Source organism: Actinoplanes sp. NPDC049668 (genome assembly GCF_044465445.1).
Taxonomy (GTDB): Bacteria; Actinomycetota; Actinomycetes; order Mycobacteriales; family Micromonosporaceae; genus Actinoplanes.
On sequence record NZ_JBITLR010000001.1, the window covers coordinates 199,247 to 211,577 of the forward strand.

Below are 12,331 nucleotides of genomic sequence, written 5' to 3' on the forward strand. Positions count from 1 at the left end.
ACCAGGATAGTCCCTAGGCGGCCGCGGGTCGCTCCGGCGTAGGCGCCGGCTTCCACCGCGAACGGCCACAGCCCGGCCCGCGGGCGCAGTCCGGGTCGTCGCCCGTGCAGGGCCGCAGGTTGCTGCGCTCCGTACCGTCGTCGGTCTCGACCTCCTCGACGTGCACGGCCCGCAGCGACCCGTCCGGCTCCGCGAGCACGTACCGGGTCGGGTTGAGGGTGTCGTCGGGCAGCAGCAGGTCGGCGCCGAGCCGGACCGAGACGGCGCTGGCGATCGTCGCCTCGGCGATGTCGCCCGGCGCCAGAAAGCATTCGATCAGGGTCGGGAAGTCGCCGCCGACGTGCCATACGTCACAGAGCACCGCACCGTCCGCGGGGGCGTCCAGCGTCGCCACCGGGCGCCGCAGGGCACCGGAGACGGCGGTGCGCACGTGCACCGCCTCCAGGCGTTCGGAAGCGGACCAGCTCCAGAGTCCGGCTGTCGGATCGGCGTCGGCCATACCGCTCATCGTGGACATCCCTTCGGCCTCACACCTGCACAGTTACCGCTCCGTGACCTATCTCGGTGCGAACCGAGATGACCACGCCCATAGAGTGACCCCATCCGAGCAACCCAACGACGGGACGGTGGTCCGACGGTGCCCACAAGCGAGCCTCTCATCGTTCTCGAGGGCGTCAACAAACACTTCGGCCCGCTCCATGTCCTGCAGGATGTCAGCCTTTCGGTCGACCGCGGCGAGGTGGTCGTCGTGATCGGACCGTCGGGCTCGGGCAAGTCGACGCTGTGCCGGGCGATCAACCGCCTCGAACCGATCGACTCGGGCACGATCACTTTCGACGGCCAGACGCTGCCCGCCGAGGGCAAGGCCCTGGCGCGGCTGCGCAGCGAGGTCGGCATGGTGTTCCAGTCGTTCAACCTCTTCGCGCACAAGACGATCCTGCAGAACGTGATGCTCGGTCCGGTCAAGGTGCGTGGCGAGAAGGCCTCCGTGGCCCGCGAGCGCGCGATGGGCCTGCTCGACCGGGTCGGCATCGCCAGCCAGGCGGAGAAGTACCCCGCCCAGCTCTCCGGCGGCCAGCAACAGCGCGTCGCCATCGCCCGCGCCCTGGCCATGCAGCCCAAGGCGATGCTCTTCGACGAGCCGACCAGCGCGCTCGACCCCGAGATGGTCGGCGAGGTCCTCGAGGTCATGACCTCGCTCGCCCGCGAGGGCATGACCATGGTCGTGGTCACCCACGAGATGGGTTTCGCCCGGCACGCCGCGAACCGGGTCGTCTTCATGGCCGACGGCCAGCTGGTCGAGTCGGCGCCGCCCGCCGAGTTCTTCGAGAACCCGAAGAGCGAGCGCGCCCGGGACTTCCTCTCCAAGATCCTTACTCATTGAATGTCCACACCGGATACCCCTTTTCCGGTTTCCGACAGGTCACTTGAAGCATCAGCACGATACGAGCACGTTCACGTTGTTGGAGTTTCCACCAGGAGGAGCAGGACGATGCGCATCAACCGTATGACGGCAGTGGCCGGGGCGTTCGCTCTGGTGATGGCCGCCGCAGCATGTGGCGGGGACGACAGCGGGTCGGACACCGCGGCCAGCGGCATCGTCGGCAAGGCCGGCAGCGACAAGAAGCTGGTCTTCGGCGTAAAGGCCGACCAGCCGGGCCTCGGCCTGCAGACCGGCAGCACCTACACCGGCTTCGACATCGAGATCGCGAAGATCATCGCGAAGGGCCTCGGCGTGCCGGAGTCCGGCATCGAGTACAAGACGACCGTGTCGTCCAACCGTGAGCCCTTCATCCAGCAGGGCCAGGTCGACGTGGTCGTGGCGACCTACACGATCAACGACGAGCGCAAGAAGGTCGTCAACTTCGGCGGCCCGTACTACGTCGCCGGACAGGACCTGCTCGTACCGGTCGCCTCGACGATCACCGGCCCCGAGTCGCTGGCCGGCAAGAAGGTCTGCTCCGTCTCCGGCTCCACGCCGGCCAAGCGGATCCAGACCGACTACAAGGACGCCAAACTCCAGCAGTTCGACTCGTACTCCAAGTGCGTGACGGCGCTGGCCGGCGGCCAGGTGGACGCGGTCACCACCGACGACATCATCCTGGCGGGCTACGCCGCGCAGGACCAGTACGCGGGCAAGTTCAAGGTGGTCGGCAAGCCCTTCAGCTCCGAGCCGTACGGCATCGGCGTCAAGAAGGAGGACTCCGAGGGCTGCAACAAGATCAACGAGATCCTGAAGGCGGCCGCGGCCGACGGTTCGTACAAGGCCGCGTGGGACAACACGCTCGGCAAGAGCGGCAAGCCGGCGCCGGAGCTCGACGTCACCAAGCTCACCAACTGCAGCTGATCTTCAACTGAGCGGGCGGGGCCGGCAGCGCCGGCCCCGCCCGCCTCTCGCGGCGCGAGGAAGCGAGGACGATGGACGTCTTCTCCGACCCCACCAACATCGACGTGTACGTGACGGGATTCCTCTGGATCCTGAAGCTGACCGTGGCCGGCACCGTGGGGGCCCTCATTCTCGGCGTCCTGCTCGCCGCGATGCGGGTGTCGCCGGTGCCCGTGCTGCGCGGCTTCGGCACCACCTGGGTCAACACGTTCCGGAACACGCCGCTGACCCTGATCATCTTCTTCTGCTACTTCGGCCTGTTCTCCACGCTCGGCGTCACGCTGTCGGACGACATCGACCGCAACAACTACTGGCTCGGCGTGATCGGCCTGTCGGTGTACACCGCGGCGTTCGTCTGTGAGGCGATCCGCTCGGGCATCAACACCGTCCCGGCCGGTCAGGCCGAGGCGGCCCGCGCGATCGGCATGTCCTTCTTCCAGACCCTGACGATCATCGTCCTCCCGCAGGCCGGCCGGGCCGTGATCGCACCGCTGGGCAGCATCTTCATCGCCCTGGCGAAGAACTCGACGATCGTCGGCACGATCGGCCTGGCGGAGTCCTCGAACGCGATGAAGGAACTCATCAACTCCAACGGCGACCAGGTCATCGCGATCTTCCTCGTCTTCGCGGGAACGTTCGCGGCCGTCCTCATCCCCACCGGCTACGCCTTCGGCTGGCTGGCCAACCGGATGGCGGTCAAGCGATGAGCACCGACGCTGTCCTGTATGACCACCCCGGACCGAGGGCCAAGGTCCGCAACGGGATCCTGACCGTGGTGTTCGGCATCGCCCTGCTGGCGCTGCTGTACTGGGTCTACCTGAAGTTCGACGAGAAGGGCCAGTGGGCGGCGGCGCTGTGGGAGCCGTTCACCGAGTCGTCGACCTGGACGGACTACCTGCTGCCGGGCCTCTGGAAGACGGTGAGCGCCGCCGCCGTCGCGATGGTGCTCTCGCTGATCTTCGGCCTGATCTTCTCGGTCGGGCGGCTCTCCGACCACCGGTGGCTCAGCGTGCCGGCCGGCATGGTCGTGGAGTTCTTCCGCGCCGTGCCCCTGCTGCTGCTGATGTTCTTCATCTTCTACGGCATCCCGTTCATCACCGAGTCGCCGATGCCGCCGTTCTGGGCCGTGGTCGCCGGCCTCACGCTCTACAACGGCTCGGTGCTGGCGGAGGCGTTCCGCGCCGGCATCAGGGCCGTGCCGAGCGGGCAGAGCGAGGCCGGCTACGCCATCGGCCTGCGCAAGAGCCAGGTGATGCAGGAGATCCTGATGCCGCAGGCGGCCCGGGCGATGCTCCCGGTGATCGTCAGCCAGCTGGTGGTCCTGGTGAAGGACACCGCGCTCGGCTACATCATCGGCTACCCGGAGCTGCTGCAGAGCGTGAACAACCTGGCGGCGAACTTCGGCAACATCGTCGCGGCCGCCATCGTCGCGGCGATCATGTACATCGCCGTGAACGCGTCGCTGACGTCCTTCGCCGCCTGGCTGGAGCGCCGGACCCGCCGCACCGGCAAGGCACCGAAGGCGTCCGGCCCGGTCCCGGTCGCCGCCGTCGAGCCCATCGGCGACTAGCCGATTCGTTGCTGGCGCCGGGCGCGTTCGTTCGCGTCCGGCGTCAGCGCGCCAGCTCCGTCACCCGCGACTCCCGGACGACCGTCACCCGGATCTGCCCCGGATAGGTCAGCTCCTCCTCGATCTGCTTCGCGACGTCGCGGGCCAGGACCGCCGCGCCGATGTCGTCGACGTCCTCCGGCCGGACCATCACCCGGATCTCGCGGCCCGCCTGCATCGCGAAGACCTTGTCGACGCCGACCTTGCCGGCGGCGATCTCCTCGATCCGCTCGAGGCGCTTGACGTACGCCTCCAGGCTCTCCCGGCGCGCGCCCGGCCGGCCGCCGGAGCACGCGTCCGAGGCCTGCGTCAGCACCGCCTCGATCGTCTGCGGCGGCACCTCGTTGTGGTGCGCCTCGATCGCGTGCACGACGTCCTCGGACTCGCCGTACTTGCGGGCCAGGTCCGCCCCGATCAGCGCGTGACTGCCCTCGACCTCGTGGGTCAGCGCCTTGCCGATGTCGTGCAGGAACGCCGACCGCTTGATCGTCGGCACGTCCAGGCGCAGCTCGGCGGCCATGATGCCGGCGATGTGCGCCGTCTCGACCAGGTGCTTGAGCACGTTCTGGCCGTAGCTCGTGCGGTAGCGCAGCCGCCCGAGCAGCGTCGCCAGCTCGGGGTGGATGTCGGTGATGCCGACGTCGACCAGCGCCTCCTCGGCCGCCCGCTCGCAGAGCCGCTCGACCTCGTTCTTGGCGCTGTCGAAGACCTCCTCGATACGGTGCGGGTGGATGCGGCCGTCGAGCACCAGCTTCTCCAGCGTCAGCCGGCCGACCTCACGGCGTACCGGATCGAAGCAGGAGAGCAGCACCGCCTCGGGGGTGTCATCGATGATCAGATTGACCCCGGTCGTAGATTCGAACGCCCGGATGTTGCGGCCCTCACGGCCGATGATCCGGCCCTTCATCTCGTCGCTCGGCAGGTGCAGGACGCTGACCACGCTCTCCGCGGTCTGCTCGCTGGCGATACGCTGAATCGCGTCGACGACGATGTGCCGGGCCCGGGTGTCGGCGGTGTGCTTCGCCTCGCTCTCGATGTCGCGCACCAGGATCGCCGCCTCGCGCTTCGCCTGGTTCTCGATGTTCTCGATCAGCTCGACGCGGGCCGCGTCCGCGGTCAGCCCGGCGACCCGCTCGAGCTCGCGGCGGCGGGCCTCCTCGGCGCCCGCGAGCTCCGACTCCCGAACGGTCAGCGCGGCCTCACGCGCGGACAGGTCGGTGTCCATCGCGACGAGCCGCCGCTCCCGCTCGACGAGCCGCTCGACCTCGTCGGCGTGCAACCGCTCCCGCTCGTCTATCCGGGCGGCGCGCCGCTCGACCTCGGCGGCCTGCTCCTTGGCCGTGGCATTCAGCAGGGCGACCTCGCGCTCACCGCTGCGCCGGGCGGCGGTGCGCACCTGCTCCGCATCCGACTCGGCCTGGCGGTGGGCGTGCTCGAGGATCGTGTCCGCCTCGCCGTGCGCGTCCTCGAGGACCCGCCGGGCCTCGGCCCGCGCCGCGGTCGCCTCGGCCTTGGCGGCGGCGGCCTCCGCACGTACGGATGCGGCCTTGGCGTTCGCGTCGTCGACCTTGGCCATGGCGTCGTCGACGGTCTGCTCACGACGGTCCCGGTCGGCGGTCTTGCTCTCCTGCAGTTGACGCAGCGCGCGGGCGCCGAGCACCAGTCCGACCACCACGAAGGTGGCGAGGACGACGACCGCCATCACGAGCACCCAGATCACGCCCGTGGTCATCTCGCCGCGTCTCCCCTCGCTGCGGCGCATGGCTGCGCCGGCTGTGTAGGGATGCCCGACCAAAGGCGGCTGAGCGCGGGCGTGTTCAGCCTACGGCGCCGGTTACAGCGTCGAGGACCGACCGCCGGGCATGTCTGGCCACCGCCCGCGCGGTCTGCGGGCGGAGGAGGCATCGATGGCGCCCCACGCCGCAAGTGATGCCGTAATGTGATGCGATCTATATTGTGCGCTTAGCCTGCGATGGTCGAGCAAACCTTGTGTAACGCGAGGCTAGGTCGCGAGTGCCGGTTCGGTCAAGGACTCATGATTCGGCAGAGGACGGGACGCTTGGCACAGACCCGCTCACGCCCTGCTCAAGTACGTTGGGGGCAATTCAGGCGTAGCGGGCCCAGATGTCACGCATGGGTTCCCATTTCGACCCGCTGCCTTCCTTCCAGAACGCGAGGAGGTAGGCGGCTATGGGGGTGGAGCTGTCGTCCCACCAGATGCCGCTGACAGTCTTGCCCGTGGCCTGGTACGCGAACTCCACGTAGTTGCCGCTGGTCCGGCCCGAAGGTGTCGCACGCTCCACCGCGGGGCCTACGCCTGGGGTGAGCTCGCGGGCATCGACGTTCTGCCCGAGTGTCTTGACCCGCGCCTTGTCGCGGTCGGCGGTGGTGGCGTACTCCACGAAGATGACGCTCATGGCGTCCATCTCGCAGCGGACCCGGGCCTTCTCCGCGTTGTTGGCGGTTGGGCCGTCCGGGTCGCCGCTGCGGACACAGCCGGAGAGGTGAGGAAGCCAGCCCTCGGCGACGGGGGCCAGGGCACCGCCGAGCTTCGGCCGATTGATGGCGATCTGATTCTGCTCGTAGGGGCCCAGGGCCGGCGCGGAGCTGACCGTTGGCGCCGGCGTACCGGTCCGGGCCTGGGTGCCGGCGGTCGAACGGCCGAGGAACCAGCCGGCGGTGCCGAAGACGAGCAGGCCTATTGCCAGGCCGGCTAGGGCCGGGATCGCGAAGCGGCCTCGGGGTTGTTTGGGAGTGGGTTCGATGCGCGGGCCGCTGCCGAATGCCGGGGCCACCGAGAAGCCGTAGGGGTCGGCGGGGCCGTTGCCTGAGACGGGGTCTGTGGCGGACCAGCTTGGAGGGCTTGAGGCGCTGTAGTCCTCTCCGTACGCCGGGGCGGCGCCCGAGGTCGAGGGCGCACCGTATGGGTGGCCGCCACCCGAAGTCGGGGTCGCGCCATAGGCCGGTCCCCCACCCGAAGTCGGACTCGGACCATGCGCCGCATCGCCACCCGAGGCCAGGGGCACACCATGCGCCAGACCCCCGCCCGAAGTCGGACTCGCACCGTAAGCCGGATCCCCGGCGGAAGTCGGACTCGGACCATGCGCCGGACGGCCACCCAAGGCCGGGGGCGCACCATATGCCGGGCCCTCTCCCGGAGTCGGGTGGGGTTCGTTCGGCTGCTGTGGGCCTCGGTGGAACGGGCCGTAGCTGTATTGCTGATTACTTTCGGCGTTGTGGCCGGTCGGGTTCGGAGGGGGCCGGTTCTCGGCGGCGGACCGCGGGCCGTAGTGCGGGGTGGCGGACGCGGGGTCGGTCATCCGGGCCGCGCCGCCGGCTGGGCTGCCCGTCGGGGTGGATCCGGCTACCGGGTCGGTTGCAGGAGCAGTCACGGCTGCCGCGCCATCGGCCGGCACTGTTCTGTATGCCGGCGCATGCCCGGACGTGGACACGGCCGGAGACGTCGGCACTGGCCCGGTGGTCCGGCCGCGTGGAGGCACGTTTCCGCCGGAGGGTGCAGGAACCGGCCAGTGGGCAACTGGCGGGTGAGTCACCGGCAGATGACCGGCCAGCGGTTGCCCGCCCGGCGGGTGGGGCACTGGCGGCTGACCGACCGGCGAGTGAGCCACCGGCGTCTGCCCATCCGACACCTGACCGACCAGCGGCTGACCGGACGGCGGGTGTGTGACCGGCGCGGTCGGGTCTTCCTCGCCAGGCCCCTGTCCGTCCATCGGCACTCTCAGATTGGCTGTGACGTCTGCCGGATCGCCGGGCATCGATGCTGAGGTTCCGGACTGATGTGCTCTAGGCGGATACGCGAAGGGCGCCGCGGGCACATCGCCCTGCCCTGGACCGGGCAGGGCCTGGCTGTCCGCTGGCACAGAATGCTGACCAGGGATTTCGGCATCAGAGTGCGATGGCGGAACGGTGCCCTCGGGCGAACCGGCCGACGCGATGTGTGGGACGACCTGAGCCGTCGCGTCGGGGCTCTCGTGAGGGGAGCCGCCACCGCGCTGAGCTGGGTGGAAGTCGTCTGTCACCAAGCACAGATTACCAGTCCGAGGCCGTCGGCGACGCCTCGCGAGATCCATCAGCGACGATGGACCGACAGCCCGGAGAGGCTACGGTCCACTCTCGTAGAGGTGCCACCCCCAGCTCGGCCGCAGCGACGGCACGACGATGACGCCAAGCCCGGGCCGTAGCACGCATGCCGCAATGGCGTGCGAGTCGCTTGGTTTCCTCCCCATTTGCCGACACCAAAGGGCCATTACGTCCTCAGTGGACAAATCCGTAGTCCGCGCCACAACTTGCCGGATAGAAATCCACTCCTATCCACGGGCAACAATCTAGCCAAATTCAGACAACACGCATCTAACCTTGTCAGCACCCTGCGCCGACGATGCGAAGGGTGGAACCTTGCTCCGGAGTGGGGTGAGCAGGGCACCTGATGCCATCACAGCCCAAACAGGGACAGCCAAATCCGACATCTCAGCGATCACTTATCGCAGCACCGATATAACGGCCAAAGCTCGATGGCCGGATACAGCACGGGGCGACCTCACCGCTCGTGTTGGAACACACAAATGGCGATAGATTGCTGTGCGGACTCGAACAGAGTCGCAGCGGACCGGGCACCTGTCCGGCACATGGCAGCCGGGTCGGTCGATCAGTCACCTGGCAGCCGGGCCGGTCGATCAGTCACATGGCAGCCGGGCCGGTCGATCAGTCACCTGGCAGCCGGGCCGGTCGATCAGTCACATGGCAGCCGGGTCGGTCGATCGGTCACATGGCAGCCGGGTTGGTTGATCGGCAACTTCCCCAGATCCCGCTCGCCATACGAACCTCGCGTCCGGCAACCCGCACGCCCAAAGGCAGCCTCGGGTACCGCGGCCGCCTCGGCCACCGCCAGCCCGCACCGCACGAGGACATGCTCGACCGACACCCAACCTGGACCACCACCCGGCCCAAGCACACACACCCCGGCCCAAGCACACACCCCGGCCCACGCCCAAACCCGAACCACCACCCAGTCCGACCACGCACCCGATCCACATCTGGACTCGGGCCAGCGCCCCGGTTCGTGCGCGGCTCGCCGGGGCCGGTCGGGCTTTGCGTGCGGTCAGGACAGTGGGTCGTTGGCTTCGTCTGCCAGGGCATCGGCGTCGATCTGGTCGGCGAACTCGGCCGCTTCGGCGTCGCGGGCCGCCAAGGCGTCCTTTACCGCTCGGATCGCCACGCCGGCCGGGTAGCCCTTGCGGGCCAGCATTCCGACCAGGCGGCGGAACACCTGGTCGGGGGTGCCTCGCGCGGACCGCAGCTTGCGATCGACCAGAGCGCGTGCGGTGGTGGCCTCGGCGTCGTCGTCCAAGGTCTCCAGGGCTTCCGTGGCCACCTCGGCCTCCACCCCGTGCCGGCGGAGCTCGTTGGCCAGCGCCCGGCGGGCCAGGCCCCGGCCCTGGTGCCGGGTAGACACCCACATCCGGGCGAACGCGGCGTCGTCGATGATGCCGACCTCGTCGTAGCGGTCGAGGACCTCGGCGATCACCTCGTCGGAGATCTCCTTGCGGGCCAGGGTCTTGGCCAGTTCGGCCCGGGTGCGCGGGCGCACCGCCAACTGGCGCAGGCAGATTTCGCGTGCGATCTCGGACTCGCTGCGCGGCGGCTCGGGCGGCCGCTCAGCCGCGTTGTCGCGGGTGTTGTAGGGCGGTCCGCCCGGCGAGCTCCGGCGGCGCCGGCCCGTCACGTTGCCGCGTTCCGGGTCGTCGGGCCGGAGCTCGCCACCAGGGGAGTCATCTTCTGTGGGCCGGGGTGGGATCGCATCCCAGCCCCGCCCCGACCGCGCGCCGCGTCGTCCAGGCACCCGGGCTCAGCCGTTCGCCGGGACGAGCGGGCCGGCGGCCCGGGCGGGCTGTGGAGCGGAGGCCACAGCCCGCAAGGCGGAAGCCCGCAAGGCGGAAGCCCGCAAGGCGGAAGCCCGCGAGACCCAAGCCCGCAAGGCGGAAGCCCGCGAGACCCAAGCCCGCAAGGCGGAAGCCCGCGAGACCCAAGCCCGCGAGGCGGAAGTCCGCGAGGCGGAAGTCCGCGAGGCGGAAGTCCGCGACGGTGCCGGTTTGTGGATTCGTGCAGGGCCTCGAACGGCGCCGGACCGGTGTAGCGGCGGGGAGGGGTCACCCGGCCCGGGTGGGCCGGGTGCAGCGGATCGCCTCGTCGTCGGAGGTTGCATCGATCAGAAGTCGACCGGGGGCAGGTCTGGACCGCCGGCGGCGTCACCGGTGGTCTGGCCCACGCCGAGCTTCTCCAGGATCTTCTTCTCGATCTCGGCGGCGACGTCCGGGTTCTCCTTCAGGAACTCGCGCGCCTTCTCCTTGCCCTGGCCCAGCTGGTCACCGTCGTACGTGTACCAGGCGCCGGACTTGCGGACGATGCTCTGCTCGACGCCGACGTCGATCAGCGAGCCCTCGCGGGAGATGCCCTTGCCGTACATGATGTCGAACTCGGCCTGCTTGAACGGCGCCGCGACCTTGTTCTTCACGACCTTGACGCGGGTGCGGTTGCCCACGACGTCGGTGCCGTCCTTGAGGCTTTCGATGCGGCGTACGTCGAGGCGCACCGACGAGTAGAACTTCAGCGCGCGGCCGCCCGTCGTCGTCTCGGGCGAGCCGAACATGACGCCGATCTTCTCGCGGAGCTGGTTGATGAAGATCGCGGTCGTGCCGGAGTTGTTCAGGATGCCGGTGATCTTTCGCAGGGCCTGGCTCATCAGGCGAGCCTGCAGACCCACGTGGCTGTCGCCCATCTCGCCCTCGATCTCGGCGCGCGGCACGAGGGCCGCCACCGAGTCGATGACGATGATGTCGAGCGCGCCGGAGCGGATCAGCATGTCCGCGATCTCGAGCGCCTGCTCGCCGGTGTCCGGCTGGGACACCAGCAGGGCGTCGGTGTCGACGCCGAGGGCTTGGGCGTAGTCGGGGTCGAGCGCGTGCTCCGCGTCGATGAAGGCCGCGATGCCGCCGTTGCGCTGGGCGTTGGCCACCGCGTGCAGGGCGACCGTCGTCTTACCGCTGGACTCCGGGCCGTAGATCTCGATGACCCGGCCGCGCGGCAGGCCGCCGACGCCGAGCGCGATGTCGAGGGCGATGGAGCCGGTGGGGATGATGGCCATCTGTGTGACCGGCCGCTCCCCGAGGCGCATCACCGAGCCCTTGCCGAACTGCTTGTCGATCTGCGCGAGAGCAAGGTCTAGCGCCTTGTCCCGATCAGGTCCTGCCACCATGTCCGCCACCCCTGTACTCGACTTCCCAGGCGTCTTCGCCGAAGCGTTTCTGTTCACCACGCGGGTCACGCTAGACGTTGGGTCTGACAGAAAACGACCGCCCGGTCGTGAGCTGCGGATGACCACGCCGCTGAGGACGATAGCCGAACAGGTGTACGACTATCGAGTGACACGCCAGAACAAACGTACGAAAGATGGGTCAGTGCAGGCGCGAAGGCACCCGATCGGGGTACTCGGCCACCACCGCGCGCCAGATGGTAGCGGTATCGACACCCTGAGCAATGGATTGCTCGATCGTGCGGCCCTGTAGCGCCGAGAAACTCTGATCGGTGGCAAGGCTCCTCGCATATGCGGGGCCGAACGCCTGCTCGAGGCGCCCCCAGAAATCCGTCAACCGCACGGGCAAAAGCGTACCTGCGGGCCGCGGACGACCCCGCCGCGCACAATGCTGAGACGCACATCACTATGCGAGGACCGTCGGCGATAGAGCGCCGACCCTGCAGGACGCCCCCCGGGACCACCGAACAGGGCGGCCACCTGGAGGGCCGGCGGAACCGGTCACACGGGCAACGGGCCGACGGACCGGTGACACCGGACACCGGGCCGGCGGGCCGCTCAGACCAAGCGACGGGCCGGCGGGCCGGTCACACCAAGCGACGAGCCGGCTGGGCCGGCCACACCAGGCAACGGGCCAGCCGGGCCGGCCACACCAAGCGACGAGCCAGCCGGGCCGGCCACACCAAGCGACAGGCCAGCCGGGCCGGCCACACCAAGCGACAGGCCAGCCGGGCCGGCCACACCAAGCGACAGGCCAGCCGGGCCGGCCACACCAGGCAACGGGCCAGCCCCACACCAAGCGACAGGACCGCGAGCCACTCACACCAGGCAACAGACCCGCCGACCGGCCACATCAAGCGACAGGACGCATCCATCCGCCTGGCACGCCTGGAGACCGGCACGCCACGACGGGCGACGTGCCGGGATAGGACGTCGGCGGTGGGCACGTCATCACTGTCCGGCACCGATCGCCCGCGACGCGCTGCGAGGGCGGCGAGCGACAGAC

At 69.3% G+C, this 12,331-nt stretch carries 10 protein-coding genes; 4 read left to right on the forward strand and 6 right to left on the reverse strand.

Features of this window, described 5'->3' with window-relative positions:
* Positions 1-13: 13 nt before the first annotated feature.
* Positions 14-508 carry a hypothetical protein gene (locus tag ACIBSW_RS00970; RefSeq protein ID WP_354723634.1) on the reverse strand — a complete coding sequence of 165 codons (495 nt, stop codon included), beginning with the start codon at positions 506-508 and terminating at the stop codon, positions 14-16.
* Positions 509-637: 129 nt separating this feature from the next.
* Here ACIBSW_RS00970 and ACIBSW_RS00975 point away from each other — a divergent pair, with 129 nt between their 5' ends.
* The 4 genes from ACIBSW_RS00975 (at position 638) to ACIBSW_RS00990 (ending at position 3,956) form a co-directional block, all read left to right on the forward strand.
* A complete protein-coding gene (locus ACIBSW_RS00975; protein ID WP_354723632.1) occupies positions 638-1,384 on the forward strand; it encodes an amino acid ABC transporter ATP-binding protein in 747 nt (248 codons plus the stop codon).
* 108 nt (positions 1,385-1,492) lie between these two features.
* Positions 1,493-2,347: a glutamate ABC transporter substrate-binding protein gene (locus ACIBSW_RS00980; protein ID WP_354723630.1), complete on the forward strand. Its 855-nt coding sequence runs from the start codon at positions 1,493-1,495 to the stop codon at positions 2,345-2,347.
* Positions 2,348-2,418: 71 nt separating this feature from the next.
* A complete protein-coding gene (locus ACIBSW_RS00985) occupies positions 2,419-3,093 on the forward strand; it encodes an amino acid ABC transporter permease (protein ID WP_354723628.1) in 675 nt (224 codons plus the stop codon).
* Positions 3,090-3,956 carry an amino acid ABC transporter permease gene (locus ACIBSW_RS00990; protein WP_354723626.1) on the forward strand — a complete coding sequence of 289 codons (867 nt, stop codon included), beginning with the start codon at positions 3,090-3,092 and terminating at the stop codon, positions 3,954-3,956. Before ACIBSW_RS00985 ends, ACIBSW_RS00990 begins: the two co-directional genes overlap by 4 nt.
* 43 nt (positions 3,957-3,999) lie before the next feature.
* On the opposite strand, the gene rny is transcribed toward ACIBSW_RS00990, so the two are convergent.
* The 5 genes from rny to ACIBSW_RS01015 form a co-directional block, all read right to left on the reverse strand.
* The gene (rny, locus tag ACIBSW_RS00995) at positions 4,000-5,727 is read right to left on the reverse strand and encodes a ribonuclease Y (RefSeq protein ID WP_354723624.1); all 1,728 of its coding nucleotides are present in this window, start codon (positions 5,725-5,727) and stop codon (positions 4,000-4,002) included.
* Between the two features lie 373 nt (positions 5,728-6,100).
* On the reverse strand, positions 6,101-6,790 hold the full coding sequence (locus ACIBSW_RS01000; RefSeq protein WP_354723623.1) for a hypothetical protein: 690 nt from the start codon (positions 6,788-6,790) through the stop codon (positions 6,101-6,103).
* A gap of 2,324 nt (positions 6,791-9,114) precedes the next feature.
* Positions 9,115-9,855, reverse strand: coding sequence for a regulatory protein RecX (locus ACIBSW_RS01005; protein WP_354723621.1), 741 nt, complete (start codon positions 9,853-9,855; stop codon positions 9,115-9,117).
* Between the two features lie 366 nt (positions 9,856-10,221).
* On the reverse strand, positions 10,222-11,268 hold the full coding sequence (recA, locus tag ACIBSW_RS01010) for a recombinase RecA (protein ID WP_354723619.1): 1,047 nt from the start codon (positions 11,266-11,268) through the stop codon (positions 10,222-10,224).
* 199 nt (positions 11,269-11,467) lie between these two features.
* A complete protein-coding gene (locus ACIBSW_RS01015; RefSeq protein WP_354723618.1) occupies positions 11,468-11,668 on the reverse strand; it encodes a DUF3046 domain-containing protein in 201 nt (66 codons plus the stop codon).
* Between the last annotated feature and the right edge of the window lie 663 nt (positions 11,669-12,331).